This window comes from Ensifer sp. D2-11, from assembly GCF_054161295.1.
The window spans coordinates 1,378,085-1,395,847 of sequence record NZ_CP096433.1 but is presented as its reverse complement, the minus strand read 5'-3'; the positions used below and the strand labels follow the sequence as shown (position 1 = coordinate 1,395,847).

17 protein-coding genes and 6 tRNA genes are annotated in these 17,763 nt (G+C 61.2%); 12 read left to right on the top strand and 11 right to left on the bottom strand.

Translation table 11 applies throughout. From position 1 onward, the window contains the following. Window positions 1-10: 10 nt before the first annotated feature. Together M1D34_RS06700 and M1D34_RS06695 are read right to left on the bottom strand one after the other, a co-directional pair. Window positions 11-451, bottom strand: coding sequence for a YybH family protein (locus M1D34_RS06700; RefSeq protein ID WP_010969413.1), 441 nt, complete (start codon window positions 449-451; stop codon window positions 11-13). Between the two features lie 307 nt (window positions 452-758). Further along, window positions 759-1,424, bottom strand: coding sequence for a DUF924 family protein (locus tag M1D34_RS06695; protein WP_003530938.1), 666 nt, complete (start codon window positions 1,422-1,424; stop codon window positions 759-761). Between the two features lie 94 nt (window positions 1,425-1,518). Between M1D34_RS06695 and M1D34_RS06690 the strand changes: the two genes are divergently transcribed. The 5 genes from M1D34_RS06690 to M1D34_RS06670 all read left to right on the top strand — a co-directional run bounded on the left by M1D34_RS06690 (window position 1,519) and on the right by M1D34_RS06670 (window position 5,385). Beyond that, window positions 1,519-2,421, top strand: coding sequence for a LysR family transcriptional regulator (locus M1D34_RS06690; protein ID WP_003530936.1), 903 nt, complete (start codon window positions 1,519-1,521; stop codon window positions 2,419-2,421). A gap of 14 nt (window positions 2,422-2,435) precedes the next feature. Next, window positions 2,436-2,624: a hypothetical protein gene (locus M1D34_RS06685; RefSeq protein ID WP_015445609.1), complete on the top strand. Its 189-nt coding sequence runs from the start codon at window positions 2,436-2,438 to the stop codon at window positions 2,622-2,624. Window positions 2,625-2,985: 361 nt separating this feature from the next. Next, window positions 2,986-3,171: a hypothetical protein gene (locus M1D34_RS06680; protein ID WP_498781288.1), complete on the top strand. Its 186-nt coding sequence runs from the start codon at window positions 2,986-2,988 to the stop codon at window positions 3,169-3,171. A gap of 556 nt (window positions 3,172-3,727) precedes the next feature. Then, window positions 3,728-3,988, top strand: a complete 261-nt coding sequence (locus tag M1D34_RS06675; protein ID WP_498781286.1) for a hypothetical protein — start codon at window positions 3,728-3,730, stop codon at window positions 3,986-3,988. Window positions 3,989-4,347: 359 nt separating this feature from the next. Continuing rightward, window positions 4,348-5,385 carry a calcium-binding protein gene (locus tag M1D34_RS06670; RefSeq protein WP_498781284.1) on the top strand — a complete coding sequence of 346 codons (1,038 nt, stop codon included), beginning with the start codon at window positions 4,348-4,350 and terminating at the stop codon, window positions 5,383-5,385. A gap of 328 nt (window positions 5,386-5,713) precedes the next feature. On the opposite strand, the gene M1D34_RS06665 is transcribed toward M1D34_RS06670, so the two are convergent. The 5 genes from M1D34_RS06665 to M1D34_RS06645 form a co-directional block, all read right to left on the bottom strand. After that, window positions 5,714-5,790, bottom strand: a tRNA-Arg gene (locus M1D34_RS06665). 17 nt (window positions 5,791-5,807) lie between these two features. Next, window positions 5,808-6,113, bottom strand: coding sequence for an ETC complex I subunit (locus M1D34_RS06660; protein ID WP_003530925.1), 306 nt, complete (start codon window positions 6,111-6,113; stop codon window positions 5,808-5,810). A 52-nt stretch (window positions 6,114-6,165) separates the two neighbouring features. Further along, window positions 6,166-6,242: transfer RNA gene (locus M1D34_RS06655), tRNA-Pro, on the bottom strand. An 80-nt stretch (window positions 6,243-6,322) separates the two neighbouring features. After that, window positions 6,323-6,814, bottom strand: coding sequence for a DUF192 domain-containing protein (locus M1D34_RS06650; protein WP_003530923.1), 492 nt, complete (start codon window positions 6,812-6,814; stop codon window positions 6,323-6,325). Further along, window positions 6,814-7,392, bottom strand: a complete 579-nt coding sequence (locus M1D34_RS06645; RefSeq protein WP_003530922.1) for a cold-shock protein — start codon at window positions 7,390-7,392, stop codon at window positions 6,814-6,816. Before M1D34_RS06645 ends, M1D34_RS06650 begins: the two co-directional genes overlap by 1 nt. A 196-nt stretch (window positions 7,393-7,588) precedes the next feature. Here M1D34_RS06645 and M1D34_RS06640 point away from each other — a divergent pair, with 196 nt between their 5' ends. The 6 genes from M1D34_RS06640 (at window position 7,589) to M1D34_RS06615 (ending at window position 10,659) form a co-directional block, all read left to right on the top strand. After that, complete coding sequence (locus M1D34_RS06640) at window positions 7,589-8,029, top strand: VOC family protein (RefSeq protein WP_015007580.1); 441 nt, start codon at window positions 7,589-7,591, stop codon at window positions 8,027-8,029. Between the two features lie 391 nt (window positions 8,030-8,420). Then, a complete protein-coding gene (locus M1D34_RS06635) occupies window positions 8,421-9,740 on the top strand; it encodes a D-Ala-D-Ala carboxypeptidase family metallohydrolase (RefSeq protein WP_498781281.1) in 1,320 nt (439 codons plus the stop codon). Window positions 9,741-9,900: 160 nt separating this feature from the next. Then, window positions 9,901-9,976, top strand: a tRNA-Glu gene (locus M1D34_RS06630). 218 nt (window positions 9,977-10,194) lie between these two features. Further along, window positions 10,195-10,270, top strand: a tRNA-Glu gene (locus M1D34_RS06625). A 57-nt stretch (window positions 10,271-10,327) separates the two neighbouring features. Continuing rightward, window positions 10,328-10,402, top strand: a tRNA-Glu gene (locus M1D34_RS06620). A 181-nt stretch (window positions 10,403-10,583) separates the two neighbouring features. Then, window positions 10,584-10,659 (top strand) — tRNA-Glu (locus M1D34_RS06615). Between the two features lie 73 nt (window positions 10,660-10,732). Here the strand turns inward: M1D34_RS06615 and recJ are convergent. The 4 genes from recJ to M1D34_RS06595 all read right to left on the bottom strand — a co-directional run bounded on the left by recJ (window position 10,733) and on the right by M1D34_RS06595 (window position 15,715). Next, window positions 10,733-12,535, bottom strand: coding sequence for a single-stranded-DNA-specific exonuclease RecJ (recJ, locus tag M1D34_RS06610; RefSeq protein WP_498781279.1), 1,803 nt, complete (start codon window positions 12,533-12,535; stop codon window positions 10,733-10,735). 129 nt (window positions 12,536-12,664) lie between these two features. Then, window positions 12,665-13,987, bottom strand: a complete 1,323-nt coding sequence (locus M1D34_RS06605) for a homoserine dehydrogenase (RefSeq protein WP_013844484.1) — start codon at window positions 13,985-13,987, stop codon at window positions 12,665-12,667. A gap of 80 nt (window positions 13,988-14,067) precedes the next feature. Then, window positions 14,068-15,285: an LL-diaminopimelate aminotransferase gene (locus M1D34_RS06600; RefSeq protein ID WP_010969423.1), complete on the bottom strand. Its 1,218-nt coding sequence runs from the start codon at window positions 15,283-15,285 to the stop codon at window positions 14,068-14,070. A gap of 124 nt (window positions 15,286-15,409) precedes the next feature. After that, complete coding sequence (locus tag M1D34_RS06595) at window positions 15,410-15,715, bottom strand: hypothetical protein (RefSeq protein ID WP_003537044.1); 306 nt, start codon at window positions 15,713-15,715, stop codon at window positions 15,410-15,412. A gap of 211 nt (window positions 15,716-15,926) precedes the next feature. Here M1D34_RS06595 and phaC point away from each other — a divergent pair, with 211 nt between their 5' ends. Beyond that, window positions 15,927-17,762: a poly(3-hydroxyalkanoate) polymerase subunit PhaC gene (gene phaC, locus M1D34_RS06590; protein WP_498781276.1), complete on the top strand. Its 1,836-nt coding sequence runs from the start codon at window positions 15,927-15,929 to the stop codon at window positions 17,760-17,762. Window position 17,763 lies beyond the last annotated feature (1 nt).

Below are 17,763 nucleotides of genomic sequence, written 5' to 3'. Positions count from 1 at the left end.
CGCGTGGATCTCAGTTGAACGTGTGCACTCTGAGTTTCAGGCTGCCGTCTGCCTGTTTCTCAAAGACATGGGTTGCCACTCCAGCCCATGGCTGATCGGCACCTTTGGCGTCTTTGCCCTTGGCCGACCATTTCGCTGTGCCGATCAGCAGGTTGCCCTCGCCTTGCGCCTCGATCAATTCAAGCTTGTGGCCTGTCACGCCCATGCCGAAGATCCCGCCAAAGAATTTCTCAACCCCGGCAGGTCCCTTGATCACGTCATGGGTGGCAGGCAAGAAAATAGCGTCGTCCGTGTAGAACGCCGCGATGGCTTTTGCGTCCGCATTGTTGAATGCTGCGTCCCACGCCGAGTAGGCGGCCTTTACGTCGTCGCCCGGGTCGGCCCTGGCAGAGGCGAGCGAGAAGAGGCAAATACCGAACACGGCGAACATGGCAGTCAGAAGTCTGGCCATGGCATCCTCCCCAAAAGGATGGCGGCATGGAAAGATGCCGTCTTACAAAGCATACGCTCCGATTGCCGGGGAGTTAACCCACCCATTCGGGTAGCAGTAGCAGTGTTCTGATGATTGGGCGTGTTGAGATACCCGCCGCCGCTTGTTTGATCTCCTCATCCCTGTGCTCGTCACAGGGATGAGGGTGAGTGAGATTGCAGTCCTCCGGGAGGTATCCGGAGGCACCCGTCGCGCATGGCCCTGCACTTCCTTTCCATGCTCGCCTGGATTTATGGATCCTCCACAAGTCCGTCACGGCACCTATACCTCAGCCCGCAAACCCGCCCTCGTCCAGGAACCGCTGCTCATCCTCCGTCATTGCTCTTGCGAGTATCCAGTTCCGGTGCGGGAAGCGGCCGAAGCGGCGGATGATGTCGCGGTGGCCTTTGGCGTGCGAAAGGCTCGGCTCGCCGAGGCGGCGCGCAAGCTCGACCGATTGTTCCTGATCGGCGAGCCTTTCCGAGTGGGCGAAGGGAAGATAGAAGAAGAGCTTCAGGTCGGCCGGTCCCTTGAGATCGTAACCCGCGTTGATCGCCGCCCGTGCAACGCCGAGCGCCAGTGCGTCGGTCTCGTACATGCGTGGCGTGCCGCGAAAAGCGTTGCGGGGGAATTGATCAAGAAGAAGAATGAGTGCCAGAGTCTTCTCCGGCGAAACCGTCCAGTCCAGGAGCTCACCGCGTGCCGCCGCCTTATGGCTTGTGAGGAAGCGCTCGCGAAAGGCGCGGTCGAATTCGGCCTCCTTGGCGAACCACCGCGTCGGCCCCGCTTCGCGCCAGAAGCGAATGATGGCCGCTGCCTCGTCGCTCCCCGCAAGCGCCTCGCGCAGCCGCATGTTGAAGGCCCGATCAGCAAGTGCTGGCGCGCGGCTTTGCTCCTCTGCAGGCTGCGAGTTGCGCAGCGCCAGGGCTTCGATGTAGCCGATGAAATCGCTCATTTGTTCCTCCGCTTGGTTGGAGACCGCAAGGCCTCGCCACGCCGAAGGACTACGCCTTTGCCGATGCTGAATGAACTGATATGATTTCACCATTATGCTGAACGAAATCGATCTCTCTCGCGCCGACCTCAACCTGCTGGTGCTCTTCGAAACGGTATTCGACGAGAGGAATGTCGGTCGCGCCGCGGAAAGGCTGAACCTCTCCGCGTCCGCCGTCAGCCACGGTCTCGGCCGCTTGCGGCGCCTGCTCAACGATCCGCTATTCCTAAAGACGCCGAAGGGTGTGGTGCCGACCGAGCGGGCAAAGGAACTGGAGGCGCCGATCCGCGATGTCCTCGCGCGAGTGAGAACTGTCATCTCCACCGCCGAACCCTTCGATCCGGCGCGCTCCCGCCGCCGCTTCACGATCGGCACGGCCGACGGCTTTTCGGTTTTCCTGCCGCCGTTGCTCGACGAGATCGCCCGCACTGCGCCGGGCATCGATCTCGTCGTCCGGCACATGCAGATGGAGACGGCGCTTTCCGATCTCGACGGGCGGCTGATCGATGTGGCGATCGCACCTTTTTACGAGCTGCCGGCCCGATTCGCCGCCCAACGGCTGTACGAGGACGACTTCGTGATCGCCGCGCAGAGCCGTCATCCCTTCCTGAAAAACCCGACGCTCGAGAACTACTGCCGCATGCAGCACCTGCTCGTCGCGCCGAGAGGCGACCCATCGGGCATCGTCGACGAGTTGCTCGAAAGCCGTGGCCTTTCCCGTCGCGTGGCCTTGGCCGTGCCGAATTTCATGCTGGCGCTCGATCTCCTCACCAAGACGCAGCTCGTCTGCGTCCTGCCGAAACGGTTCGTCGAGATGCATGCGGAGCGTTTCGCAGTCGCTACTGCAAAGCTGCCGCTGGATCTCGGCGCGCCCACCATTCAGGCGGTGGCTCCGAAGGCAGCGCTCATGGACGGCGGCCTCGTTTGGCTCCTCGATGTGCTTGGGCGAACCCACTGACGTGCAGTTTCGCAATGCCTGCTACACGATCGATGATCCAGAGAGATTCGGAACACGAGCTGGTGAAGATGCTCATCGCCCGTCTGGACGGACGTCAAGCGAAGGAAGCGCCGGGAGACGATTGGAAGGGCTGGTGGCCTGACGATGACGGCGGGGACGACGACGGCGGCAGCCCCGCTCCTCAAGATCGCGAGATGGCCTGACGCAAACAGAGCTGCAGTTGGATTGGCCGGATCCGCTGCAGCTCCGATTACGACGTTGTCATCATCTAGCTGGGCCCATTCGCCCCGTTCCATCCAAGGGAACCGCTTCGAACGTCGCTTCTGCTATGGAGATAGTGAGGGCGAAAGCGGGTTCAAGAGGCAGTATCGGACCTTTGTCTGGTTGATCAATGACAAAGGTCTGAGGCACGCCGCCGAGCGAAACCTTTCACGCATATTGGAGTTGTCACCCTCGAGCGGCGACCCAGCCGCTTGGGTGAGTGATGGCCTCAGAGCTGTAAAGATCGTCCCTTCTCCGCAGCTCTGAGGCTCCACCAACTACAGCGCATTGGGGAATTGATTGATGCAAAACAGAGACGACCACGCCTTGCCGGAGCAAAGTGCATCATCCGAAGAGAATACGGGACTAGAAACTGGAAAGAAAACGATTGCGAAGCGACGGAAGTCGGTTGGCGTCATCCGCGATGCCGATCCCGGACGCCTGAAGGCGCTGGAATATCTCGGCAGAAGGTGGCTGTCACTTCGATAAGCCGGACGCGGCGTCAACCTCCCCGAAGCAGTATCGCCAGGCCGCGCTTGACGACATGCGCAAAGTCACGCCCAGCGCACTTCGCCCTTTGCGGCAGAGCGAACCTGCTGAGCGGTGATGGCGCTCATTGGTATCTCCTGATTACGACCATGAGGTGTGGGATTACGACGGATGGGCTAATGGCCCTCAGCAGGCGTGAGGCGCTAGGTTCTTTCAGCCGTCTCGCACGGGGAGGAGGCGGTTAGAGGTCGGGCGCTTCTGGCAGCTGGCCTCGTCCTGGGGCTGACACGAAGGCGGTCAGAGGCCTGCCGCCGCCGAGGCGGCCAACCTCGCTGGCACGGTGACCACGATGGATTACGACTGGAGCGGCAAAAGAACACGCAGAATGAAAGCTTTAAAGCTGGCCGTCATGACTGTCCTTGGAACCGCGTTGGCGGTCTTCCTATGGGAGGCATCGACCTAATCAAAGCCGGCGAAGCTACAGAGGTGCCGCGTGGAACCTTTCCTAACAGTATCTGTTGCAACGGTTAGCTCGACGAGGTTTGCGAGCGCCGACATGGATGTGCAAAAGGCAGGAATGGCACGGCTGTTTTTGGCAGCCCCAGATCTCCGCGGCAGCGCGTGGATGATGCAAAGCCCGGCATTTCGGGAGCTCTGCGAGGCTTACGAGCATGCGTGTTTGCGGCGCGACCTCCTTCGCTGCTCAGCCCCGAAAGACGAAGGGGCCCTGCTCAGGTCCGAAACGGAGTGCAAAAGCCTTGAAGCAGCCGCAATCGCTTACATTCGCAAGCAGCGGCAATTGTCGGGGCTTGCTTGAAAGACGCCCTCAAGGCAGCACCGCCACAAGAAGCGCGGCGATATAAGCGACTGCGGCGAAAGCTGCGACCCATTCTATAACCTTGACGCGTTCGGAAGGACGCATCGCATTCCTCCTTTGGTGCGCCCCTAGCGAAGAAACGCTCCTGCTTACGGAACGTTTCAGTCCAGCCTCGCCCCGAGTGTCGGGGGCGACGGGAAGAGTATTCCAGGCAATTTTGCCACCTTACCGTTTGGGAGGAACTGCCTGCCCTATCGGCGATAAAATCACGAAAGCGCCGCAATCAGTTCACCGGCCATTCAGCTATGCTGATCGATGATCAGCCTGAGATTTCAATGGTTTTGCCGAAAGGTCGAGCAATGGCTACGCGCATCTACGGAACGAACTACGCCGACATCATCAAGCAGAACGGCTATATCGCGATCGAGATCTACGCCTACGATGGCGACGACGACATCTACCTGAACCGGACTGACAGCTACGGCGGATACAATTTCGTCGATGCGGGCTACGGCAACGATCTCGTGGTGAACTCCTACGAAGGAGGCAACGACATCTACCTTGGTGGCGGCAACGACGTCTATGTCGCCGACATTCGCGCACGCGATACCAGCTCCTACGACATTGTCTATGGCGGCAGCGGCAATGACCGTTTCGAGATCGAAGGCTATGCGAGCGATTATTACGGCGAAAGCGGTAACGACACCTTCTTCTCAGTCGGCTTCAACAACTACTTCAACGGCGGCACGGGCACCGACACTATCAGCTACCAGTTCCAGGATGATTGGAGCGCGGAGCGCGGCAAGGGCGTGACGATCGACCTCGGCTATAACTATGCGACCACCGGCAGCGGTCGGCGTGAGGACCTCATTAGCATTGAAAACGCCACCGGCACGAATTACGGCCATGATGATATTACCGGCAGCGCCGTAGCCAACACCCTGCGCGGGCTCGGCGGCCACGACATTATCGAGGGCCTCGGCGGTAATGATGTTCTCGACGGCGGCAGCGGCGACGACGACCTTTATGGTGGTTCCGGCGCCGACATCCTGCGCGGCGGCACCGGCTTCGACTACCTGGTCGGCGGAACCGGCACCGACAGTTTCGATTTCAACTCAATCAGCGAATCGGCCGTAGGCAGCCGGCGCGATGTGATCACCGATTTCCATCGGTCGGAATTCGACGTCATCGATTTTTCCACAATCGATGCGGACACGACCTGGAGCGGAAACCAGAGCTTCACCTATATCGGCGGGAATGCCTTCTCGGGCGAGGCTGGAGAGCTCAACTTCCGCGCCGGAATCATCTCGGGCGACGTCAATGGCGATGGCTACGCTGATTTCCAGGTGAGGGTGAACGGCGCCACGAGCCTCAGGGTCGACGATTTCTTCCTTTAACTGCGATCAAGTCTATCAGCCTCGAGCAGTCAACAGCAGGTTCATAGGCGGTACTTTCGTAAACATGGCCGCAGCTAGACCCGCGATCTGATCGCGGGTCCGAGCCATGTTTCGCCCTACTGTTTGGGAGGGAGTGTCTGCCCTATAGGCAATAAAAAGACCCGCCCGAATGAACCGACCCCCGAAGGTTGGACATCCACCGCTCGCAATGGCCGAGATCTACACGAAGGAAGCCGATAAGAAGCGCCTCGCAAAGGCGGCTTCGGAACGCCTAGCGAACAGAATGTAGGTCGCACCTTAAAATAAGATCAATAACTTAGATGGTGGTTGGCGACCCCTGCAGGACTCGAACCTGCGACAACCTGCTTAGAAGGCAGGTGCTCTATCCAGCTGAGCTAAGGGGCCGTCTCAGCACGTGAGCCTCAATGGGTCCAGGGCTGCATCCGGTTGAAACGGAAATTGTCCGAATAGGAAACATTCTTGCGAGCCGCATCCTTGGGCGCGATCACCCGATACTCGATGCCGTTGCGCTCGGCATAGGCGATCGCCTGCTCAGCACTTTCGAAGGTCAGGCGAACCTGCTGCCGCGTGTCGGCGGAACTCGTATAGCCCATGATCGGGTCGATCGTGCGCGGTCTCTCCTGATCGAACTCCAGCACCCACAGATGCGTCTTGGCCTTGCCGGACTGCATTGCTGTCTTTGCGGGACGATAGATCTTCGCGGACATTGTTTCGAACGGCTCCCGTTGACCAAGAGATCAATGTTTTCACGTGATTGGATGGTCGGAGTGGAGAGATTCGAACTCCCGACCCTCTGGTCCCAAACCAGATGCGCTACCAGACTGCGCTACACTCCGCACCACGAAGGCGGAGATACACGCTTCGCCCTGCTGCTGCAACAGCAAATTTCGCGGCTGGCGCGGAGCCGGCGGATGCTTCAGTTCGCCCGCTTCGTCGCCGGAAGTCCCGCGCCTTCGAGCCTGTCCCCGGGGCTGACGCCGAGCCGCTTCACGGTTCCGGCGTTAAGCTCGAGCACATAGGCCACGGGTTCCCTGGAATCGATAATCGCTTCGGAATGCGGAACCGCGTTCTCGTGGATGGTGCGGATCGTGCCGTCACTTGCGATGAAAAGCATGTCGAGCGGCAGATAGGTGTTCTTCATCCACATCATCACCGGCCGCGTCTCGCCGAAATCGAACAGCATGCCGTGATCCGGCGCCATCTGCCGGCGATACATCAGCCCCTGCTCGCGCTGACTCGGGTCGACCGCGAGCTCCACCGTCAGATCATGCGTGCGTCCGCTCGCCGTTATCAGCCGCACCCGCTCCTTCGCAAAGGAAACCTCGGCCATGGCTGAGGCAACGAGCAGTAACAACAAAAAAAGCGCCGTCAGGGCGCTTCTTGCAGCTATGCCGACGACTCCGGACATCAGTGCGACCGCGTGGTCGGCGTCGGTCCGTCGGGATGAATCTCCGCAGCCATCAGACCCTTCTCTCCGTCCCCGAAACGGCAGAGCACCACCTGGCCGGGCCTCAGCTCCGTCAGGCCGAAGCGGCGCAGCGTTTCCATATGCACGAAAATGTCTTCGGTGCCCTCCCCGCGCGTCAGGAAGCCGAATCCCTTGGTTCGGTTGAACCACTTCACGAGCACGCGCTCGAGGCCGCTCGTCGGGGTGACTTGAACATGTGTTCTGACCGGTGGCAGCTGGGAGGGGTGAACGGCCGTCGATTGGTCCATCGAGAGTATGCGGAAGGCCTGGTAGCCACGATCCCGCTTCTGAATGAGAGCGACGACCCGGGCACCTTCCAGAACGGTCTGATATCCGTCGCGCCGGAGGCAAGTCACATGCAGCAAAACGTCCTGCATGCCGTTGTCCGGAACGATGAAGCCGAAACCCTTGGCAACGTCGAACCACTTGATAACGCCGGTAATTTCGATGAGATCAAGGGCGTCGTTGCCAAATTCGCCATTATGGATGACGTCTTTCGAAGATGTCCTGTCAGCCATTCTCGCAGCCCCTCGTTACGCGCAACACTTCGATACGGTTAACTGATTCTTATGGGCCAGAATAACATCGTCCCGCTGCGCGTGTGCAAGCCCCTCGACATATTTTGGCCTGAGACGTTTATAGGCACGCAGCCTTGCGTCTGGCTTGCCGTCGCCTCACTATACGCCATCTTCCACGAAACAGGGACATTCTCCAATGCGGTATCTGCATACAATGGTTCGCGTCAAAGACCTCGACCAGGCTCTTCATTTCTATTGCAAGCTTTTCGGGCTCCAAGAGATTCGCCGGTACGAGAACGAGAAAGGCCGCTTCACGCTCGTCTTTCTCGCTGCCCCCGGCGATGTCGACCGCGCCAAGGATGAAGCCGCGCCCTGCCTGGAACTCACCTATAATTGGGATCCCGAGGAATATACCGGCGGGCGGAACTTCGGCCACCTCGCCTACGAGGTCGACGATATCTACGCATTCTGCAAGCATCTGATGGACAACGGCGTGACGATCAATCGTCCGCCGCGCGACGGCCACATGGCCTTCGTCCGCTCGCCGGACGGCATCTCGATCGAGATCCTGCAGAAAGGCGAACACCTGGCGGCCCAGGAACCCTGGGCTTCGATGGCCAATACGGGGGTCTGGTAAGCCTCGCACAACTGCCACCGGCTAATCGTCAGCCGTCGCCGGCTCTGCCGAGCGGCGCGGCACTGGCCGGAGCAAGAGGATCAATAGAACAGCGGATGATCTTCAGGCCCGGCTATTGCCGGGCCTTCGCTTATATTTTGCGAAGCTGAAATAGGTTGGTGCAGGTTTACAAAACACGCGGCGTTCATTAACTTGCCGCGCAGACGTTGAAACGGGGCTCTGCTTCGTCGTCACTTGCGGGGATAGCCCTATACTTGCCTGACCTTTCCCGTGGGGAGCCTAGCGCCCTCCGCGTGAAATTGTTGTGCCGTTCCGGACAGTATTCGGAACCGGGACGTGTTGTGTGCGCGGTGCAGGGCCACCCGCATGCACGGAGAGCGGGGAAAAGGCGTTGCAACATCTGGAACCAGGATACAGGCTCCTGACGATCGGACGCGCCGCGGCACTATCCGTATCGCTGCTGGCACTGGCCGGCTGTGTGTCGGCCGTCGCCGACAACGAGACAATCGGCCAGCTCAAATCCCAACAGGTGGCGGAAGCAGCGCCGGCGGCATCCCAGGAGACGATGCAAGACGGGCAAGAGGCTGCGCCTGGTGCCGGCACGACGGCGCAGGCGTCCGACGGCGCACCGGGCCAAAGCAGCGCCGCCATGCAGCCCGGCCTGGCCATGCAGGGCACTGCGCTGCGCGCGACATCATCGAGCATCTACGGGCAATCGCCAGCAGGCCCGTCCGGGGCAGCGCAGCCGGACCCAAGCAGCCAGCCGACGGCAACGCCGCCGGCCGGCGCATTACCGACTATGAATGCCAAGGCCAATAGCCTCTTCAGCAACGGGCAATCCGAGGCCCAACCGGTTATTCAACCGCAACAGGGCGCGGCAGGCGACGTTCCAGCGGCAAACGAAGCGATTTCTGCTGCAACTCCGGCAGCCACCGGCGAAAGCGATACGCCCGCGGCCGTTCCGTTGCCTTTGAGCGCGCAGGCCGCATTGTCAGGCGCGACGGCGGCCGCCCTGCAGCCGGTCGAAGTCGCCTCGGGGACGCCGGCGGATGCCACCCAACCGGCGGGCCCCACACAAGGCGAGAAAGAGACTCAAGAGACGAAGAAGACCTGGACCCTCGCAAGCCTGTTTGCGCCGAAACGCAGGGAAAAGCCGCGGTCCGACGCGACACGCGCTGTGCCGGCAGACGAAAAGAAGACGATTACCGCAAGCAATGCCGGACAGCCGCAGGTGGCTTCCCTCGCCTATACCTCACTGCCCGGCGTCAATATGAACCCGCTTTTCAGCATGGAACACGAAGCGCACGAGGCTGACGAGGACGACGCGCCCGTGGAAGTGGCGAACCTCTCCGGCCTTGCCCGACTCACGCCGAGCGGCCTCATCCTGCAAACGGAGAAGGTGGAAACAGGCTGTTTCAAACCGGCGCTTCTCGACATCCTGAAGACGGTGGAGGGTCACTACGGCCGCAAAGTCATGGTCACCTCGGGCCTGCGCGCCATCAAGGTCAACCGCAAGCGCCAGTCTCTCCACACACGCTGCGAGGCGGCGGATATCCAGGTGGCGGGCGTCAGCAAATGGGAGCTCGCGAATTTCCTGCGCAACGTTCCCGGCCGCGGCGGCGTCGGCACCTACTGCCATACCAACTCCGTCCATATCGACATCGGCCCCCAGCGCGACTGGAACTGGCGCTGTCGCCGTCGCAAAGGCTGATCGGCGATCACTACTTTAAACCAGGCCCGTCGTGATCAGAGGCGATTTTTCCGAGAAAAAATGAAAACTGCCACTTGCGGGAATCCGAAGCCCTCTCTATAAGCCGCCTCGTCTTACAGCGACTTGCGTCTTATCGGAGGCACAAAGGTTGCTGCAGCAGGCGCCCATCGTCTAGCGGTCTAGGACGCCGCCCTTTCACGGCGGAAACACGGGTTCGATTCCCGTTGGGCGTGCCACTTTCCCCTCTTATACTTGTGGATACTTCGCCTTGCGCGCGAATGAGACGCCTATGCTTTCCGTCACCCATAGGAACGAGGTGACCTGCGCGAATCTCTTGCCGAAAAAACAAAATAATCGCCTCTCATCACTTGCATGAACCCGATGCCCTCTCTATAAGCCGCCTTGTCTTACAGCGGCTTGCGCCTTTTCAGAGGTACAAAGGTTGCTGCAGCAGGCGCCCATCGTCTAGCGGTCTAGGACGCCGCCCTTTCACGGCGGAAACACGGGTTCGATTCCCGTTGGGCGTGCCATTCCACCTCTTTTCCATTTCATGTTTTTCATAGTATGGTGCTGATCGTCACCAGCAGGCGCCCATCGTCTAGCGGTTAGGACGCCGCCCTCTCACGGCGGTAACACGGGTTCGAGTCCCGTTGGGCGTACCAATTTCTTACCCTGAAAGCGCACCATTTCGCTTCCGAATAGCGCCTGCGTTTGCTCCCGATCTTTTTCCAAGGAAAATCGAAATTTACCGCTCGCGGTCTCTTGCGAGAATCCGAAGCGCTCTCTATAAGCCGCCTTGTCTTACAGCGCGTGCGCCTTTCGGAGCACAAAACGCTGCAGCAGGCGCCCATCGTCTAGCGGTCTAGGACGCCGCCCTTTCACGGCGGAAACACGGGTTCGATTCCCGTTGGGCGTGCCATTCCTCTTCAAAGTCTTTAAGAGAATTTCATAAGAGGCTGATTCGGCTGGGAACCGCCGCGTCGGATCACGCCTCAGTTAGCCTTCGCCGCGTCCGTCACACGCAGTTGAACCTTGCGTGTCCCCTGCCACAGATCCGCTGACACGGAACCCGCAACATGAACGGTGGCGCCGCGGTTGCCGAGCAGGAAATCGCCGAGCGGCGTCTCCATCGCGCGGAAGGCGATGCCTTCCATGCGGCTGCCGTCCTGCCCCTCGAGCGTCACCTTCACGTGGTTGGCCCCGACTTGGCGGCTATCCCGCAGCCGATGTTGCGGGAAGGCAAAGAGCGGTTGCGGATGGCCGGAGCCATAGGGGCCCGCCTGGTCGAGAAGGTCGACGAGGTCGAGCGTCGCCCCGGCGGCGGCCAGCGCGCCATCGACCTTCAGCGTTTGGACGGCGACGAGATCGCGAATGGCAGTTTCGGCGCGCTCTTCGAAGAATTGCCGAAGCTGGCCGAGCTTACCGCGCTCGACCGTCAGCCCGGCAGCCATTGCGTGCCCACCGCCTTTGACCAGCAGGCCGTTGTCGACGGCCGCACGGACGAGCCGCCCCATGTCGAAACCGTTGATCGAACGGCCGGATCCGGTTCCACGGCCGTTCGGATCGAACGCAATTGCAAAGGCCGGCCGGCGGAATTTCTCCTTAATGCGCGCCGCAATGAGACCGACGATGCCGGGGTGCCAGTTCTGCCTGGCTGTGACGATCACCGACGCGCCCTCGCCCGTTCCGTATTCCGCCAGCACCTCGGCTTCCGCCTCCGCAAGCATCGCCGCCTCCATCGCCTGGCGATCGCGATTGAGTTCATCGAGCTGGCTGGCGATGGCTTCCGCCGCCGCGGCATCGTCGAGGGTCAGCAGACGGCTGCCGAGCGCAGCGTCGCCGATACGCCCGCCGGCATTGATCCGCGGGCCAAGCAGGAAGCCGAGATGATAGGGGGTCACGGGTCCGCCGATCGCCGCCTTGCGCAAGAGTGCGGCAAGGCCCGCATTGCCCATGTGCCGCGCCGCAAGCAGTCCCTTGACGACATAGGCCCGGTTGAGACCCTTGAGCGGCACCACGTCGCAGACGGTCGCAAGCGCCACCAGATCGAGCAGCGACAGAAGGTCGAAGGATGCCGCGCGCGGGTCGCCCCTGAGGCGGAGCACGCGCAATGTATTGACGAGTACCAGATAGACGACGCCCGCGGCGCAGAGATGCCCCTGCCCCGACAGATCGTCCTCCCGGTTCGGATTCACCAGGGCGTGACACGGCGGCAGCACTGAGCCGACCTGATGGTGGTCGATGACCACGACATCGGTCCTGCGCTCAGCCGCCACCGCCAGCGCTTCATGGCTCGTCGAGCCGCAGTCGACCGTGACGATCAGTTCGGAGCCCCGATCGATCAATTGATCGATCGCCTGCGGGTTCGGTCCGTAGCCCTCGAAGATGCGGTCGGGAATATAGATCTCGGCCGTGATATCGAAATGCCGCAGGAAACGCGCCATGAGCGCGGATGAGGCCGCACCATCGACATCGTAGTCCCCGAAGATCACCACCTTCTCGCGGCGACGAATAGCATCCGCGAGTCGCTCGGCCGCCTTGCGGCCGTCGGTCAGGGTGTCGGGATCGGGCATCAGTGCGCGCAACGTGGGCTCGAGGAATGCCGCCGCGTCGTCCAGTCCGACGCCGCGTCCGGCAAGCACGCGGGCGATGAGTTCGGAATAGCCGTGGACCTGACTGATGGCCAGCGCACGGTTCTGGCCCGCCTGATCGAGGCGCGACACCCAGCGCTGACCGCTGACCGAGCGTTCAACGCCGAGAAATGCCCGCTGGATCGGATCCGCCAAAACGTCCATCTGTCTACCCGCCCGAAGTCCCTCCGTTCTTAACGAAGATTTCGGCACTGAAAAACCGGCGGGGGCGCAGTTCGGCCTGCAAGTCGCGAGTCGAAGCGGCTTCTCAACAGATTTGATGGGGACGCGCGGTCACCAGGCCTTCGGACGCTCGATCCGGATGACCTGCGGCTCGCCGACGAGATATCCCTCCCCCTTGATCGAGACGATCGCCTTGCGCACGGAAGCCTCTGATGTCGCATGCGTGACGAGGATGATCGTCTTCGGCTCGGCCGGGTCGGCATAGTGCTTGGAATGCTGCATGATGGATTCCAGCGAGATGTCGTTCTCCGCCATGTGCTTCGCCACATTGGCGAAGACGCCGGTGCGGTCGACCACTTTCAACCGGATGAAGTAGCCGCCCTCATGGCTCTGCATCCGGGCGCGCTTATAGGGCAGCAGCGCCTTCGCCGGACGGCCGAATGCCGGCACGTGCTGCGCGCCGGGCCGGCTCTTGGCAATGTCGGCGATATCGCCAAGCACGGCCGATGCGGTCGCGTCCCCGCCGGCGCCCGGGCCCACCATCAGGAGCTCGCCAAGAATGTCGGATTCGATCGCAACCGCATTTGTCACCCCGTCGACCTGCGCGATGACGGTGTCGTGGGGTACCATGGTCGGATGGACGCGCTGCTCTATGCCGCTATCGGTTCGCTGGGCCACTCCGAGAAGCTTGATGCGGTAACCGAGGTCGGAAGCCGCCTGAATATCTTCGATCGAGATGTTGGTGATGCCCTCGAGATAGATGTCGTCGGCAGCAATCGCGGTGCCGAAGGCAAGGCTCGTCAGGATCGAGAGCTTGTGCGCGGTGTCGTTGCCCTCGATGTCGAAGGCCGGATCGGCCTCGGCATAGCCGAGACGCTGAGCCTCCTTGAGGCACTCCTCGAAGGAGAGCCCCTCCTTCTCCATTTTCGTCAGGATGTAGTTGCACGTGCCGTTCATGATCCCGTAGACGCGCGAGATCGTGTTGCCGGTCATCGACTCGCGAAGCGCCTTGATGACGGGAATGCCGCCGGCGACCGCAGCTTCGTAATTCAGAAGCGCGCCATGCTGCTCGGCAATTTCCGCCAGTTCAATACCATGTGCTGCCAGAAGTGCCTTATTGGCGGTCACCACATGAACGCCGCGCGTGAGCGCCGCCTTCACGCAGGAATAGGCCGGATCTCCGGCACCGCCCATCAGTTCGACAAAGACGTCGATGTCTGCTTCCGACGCCAGCGAAACAGCGTCCTCGAACCAGGCAATTCCCGTAAGCTTCACTCCCCGATCTTTCGACCGGTCCCTTGCCGCTACGGCCGTAATTTCGATCGCCCTGCCGCATGTGGTCGCCATCGTCTCATGACGATCCTGGAGAATCCGCACGAGCGAGGCACCGACGGTCCCCAAGCCCGCAATGCCGATTTTGAGGGCATCTGCCATAGCAAGTTCCTAACACGTAGAGGCGCCCCGCCAGACCGGGCGGGGCAAATTGGGTGCGGAAACGGGCACAGCCCGGCTCCTTACCGATGTGCGTTGAGCGAGATGACGTTGTGCATCGTCTCGTCCGCCGAAGAAAGGAAGCGCTTGATATTGCGCGCGGCCTGGCGGATGCGGTGTTCGTTCTCCACCAGCGCGAGACGAACATAGTCGTCCCCCTGCTCGCCGAAGCCGATACCCGGAGCAACGGCGACATCCGCTTTCTCGACGAGAAGCTTGGAGAATTCCAGCGAGCCGAGATGGCGGAACTTCTCGGGGATCTTCGCCCAGGCGAACATCGTCGCCGGCGGCGGCGGCACCTCGAAACCGGCCTTGCCGAAGCTTTCCACCATGACGTCGCGGCGCCGCTTGTAGATGGCGCGCACCTCGGCGATGTCGCTGCCGTCACCGTTCAGTGCCTGCGTCGCCGCCACCTGGATCGGGGTGAATGCGCCGTAGTCCAGATAGGACTTCACGCGCGTCAGCGCCGCGATCAGTCGTTCGTTGCCGACGGCGAAGCCCATGCGCCAGCCGGGCATGGAGAAGGTCTTCGACATCGACGTGAATTCGACGGTCACATCGGTCGCACCCGGCACTTCCAGAACCGAAGGCGGCGGTGCGTCGTCGAAGTAGATCTCCGAATAGGCGAGATCCGACAGCACGATGATGTCGTGCTTCTTCGCAAAGGCGATGACATCCTTGTAGAAATCGAGCGTGGCGACCTGCGCCGTCGGATTGGACGGGTAATTGAGGATCAGCGCCAGCGGCTTCGGGATCGAGTGCCGGACCGCACGTTCGAGCGGCGGGAAAAAGCTCTCGTCCGGCTCGACCGAAATCGAGCGGATGACACCGCCTGCCATCAGGAATCCGAAGGCGTGGATCGGATAGGTCGGATTCGGGCAAAGGACCACGTCGCCGGGTGCGGTGATGGCCTGCGCCATGTTGGCGAAGCCTTCCTTGGAGCCGAGGGTCGCGACGACCTGCGTCTCGGGATTGAGCTTGACGCCGAAGCGGCGTGCATAATAGGCGGCCTGCGCACGGCGCAGCCCGGGAATGCCCTTCGATGACGAATAACGATGCGTCCGCGGGTCCTGGACGACTTCGCACAGCTTGTCCACGATAGACTGCGGGGTCGGAAGATCCGGATTGCCCATGCCGAGGTCGATGATGTCAGCACCGGCCGCTCGCGCGCTAGCTTTCAAACGGTTGACCTGTTCGAAAACGTAGGGCGGCAAACGCCGGACTTTATGAAACTCTTCCATCTCCAGACCTCATTTGGCGCGCGTCTTTGCCAGCCCTTGGGCTCTTCGCTCGACATGCGCGGGGTGAACAGCCGCCATCGCGGCCATTCAACGCTTTGCGGCCAAATCACGAGAAAGGCAAGCGCTAATTCTCGATCTGTTTCAGCGTGTCGGCACCGTGCTGCTCGGCCAGAAGCTGCAATTCCTTAAGGCGACGCTGATACTCGGCTTCGGAGATCGCGCCGGACCGGCGCTGTCCGGCAAGTGCGGTCAGCTGGCCCTGCATGTTCAGCGCCTCCTCACTGGTCATCTGCTGCATGGCGGCGGGCTTCTGACCGTAAACAGAGGGATAGGTGGCAAGGTCCGCCGTCGAGTTGCAGCCCGCGAGCACGCCTGCGAGAATCAGTGCGGACATCCAAGAAAGCGAACGCTGTTTTCCGACGGCAAGCATGCTGGCGATGACCTCTGTTTCTGCGGCGCGACGATGCGCTACAGCGCCGCGCGTCTCCTGGGACGCGCAAAGGTCGCCGTAGCACTTTGATCTGCTGCATGTTTTTGTCCTTCGACCGGCTACGATCAAGGGAACATGCAGTAGCCCTTGTAATCATTTTCGGGCAGAATGTAAAAATACAAAACAAACAAGATGCTGTGGAGGACGCCGGGTGACAGCAGAGAAGGCTGAGGGCGCTACGGGCTTTGCCGGCTTCGACCCGAAATCGGTCGAGCCTTACATCGTCAAGGATCCCGAAAGCCTGGCCATCAACATGGCTCGCGCGGCAGAGCAGCTCGGAAAAGCCGCTTCCGCATGGCTCGCCCCCCGCGAAGCGGGCGAGAAGACGGATAGTTTCGCCGAGCCGGTCTCCGACATGGTCAAGACCCTCTCCAAGGTCTCGGAATACTGGCTCTCCGACCCCCGGCGGACACTCGAAGCCCAGACCCATCTTCTCGGCAGCTTCTTCGATATGTGGTCGCGGACACTCCAGCGCATGGCAGGCGACGCCGTGGAGGACCCGGCCAACCTTCAGCACAACGACAAGCGCTTCGCCGACGAAGACTGGGTGAAGTACCCGTTTTTCGATTTCATCCGCCAGGCCTACTTCGTCACCTCCGACTGGGCGGAGCGCATGGTGAAGGACGCCGAGGGCCTTGACGATCATACCCGCCACAAGGCGGCCTTCTACGTTCGCCAGATTGCCAGCGCTCTTTCCCCGACCAACTTCATCACGACGAATCCGCAGCTCTATCGCGAGACCGTGGCGTCGAGCGGCGCCAATCTCGTGAAAGGCATGCAGATGCTGGCGGAAGACATAGCCGCCGGGCGCGGCGAGCTTCGGCTCCGCCAGACGGACACCAGCAAGTTCGCCATCGGAGAGAACATCGCGATCACTCCAGGCAAGGTGATCGCCCAGAACGATGTCTGCCAGGTGCTGCAATACGAGGCGAGCACCGAGACCGTGCTGAAGCGGCCGTTGCTCATCTGCCCGCCCTGGATCAACAAATTCTACGTGCTGGACCTCAATCCGGAGAAGTCCTTCATCAAATGGGCTGTCGACCAGGGGCATACGGTCTTCGTCATCTCCTGGGTAAACCCGGACGAACGCCATGCCTCCAAGGATTGGGAAGCCTATGCACGCGAAGGCATAGGTTTCGCGCTTGATATCATCGAGCAGGCAACCGGCGAGCGCGAAGTCAATTCCATCGGCTATTGCGTCGGCGGGACGCTGCTCGCCGCCACCCTGGCGCTTCATGCCGCCGAAGGCGACGAACGCATTCGCTCCGCGACGCTCTTCACCACGCAGGTCGACTTCACCCATGCGGGCGATCTCAAGGTATTCGTGGACGACGACCAGATCCGCCACCTCGAGGCGAATATGAGCGCCACCGGCTACCTCGAAGGCTCGAAGATGGCGTCGGCCTTCAATATGCTCCGGGCTTCGGAACTGATCTGGCCCTATTTCGTCAACAACTACCTCAAGGGCCAGGCCCCCCTGCCCTTCGACCTGCTTTACTGGAACTCCGATTCGACTCGGATGCCCGCGGCCAACCACTCTTTCTATCTGCGCAACTGCTATCTGGAAAACAGGCTCTCCAGGGGAGAGATGATGCTTGCCGGCCGCCGCGTATCCCTCGGCGACGTCAAGATTCCCATCTACAATCTCGCTACGAAGGAGGATCACATCGCACCGGCGAAATCCGTGTTCCTCGGCAGCAGCAGCTTCGGCGGCAAGGTGACCTTCGTGCTCTCCGGCTCCGGGCACATCGCCGGTGTCGTCAACCCTCCGGCCCGAAGCAAGTATCAATACTGGACGGGAGGGGCGCCGAAGGGCGACATCGAGACCTGGATGGGTAAAGCGAAGGAGACGGCCGGGTCCTGGTGGCCGCATTGGCAGGGTTGGGTCGAACGGCTCGACAAACGCAGGGTTCCGGCGCGGAAGGCCGGAGGTCCGCTCAATTCCATCGAGGAAGCGCCCGGCTCCTACGTGCGCGTGCGCGCCTGAC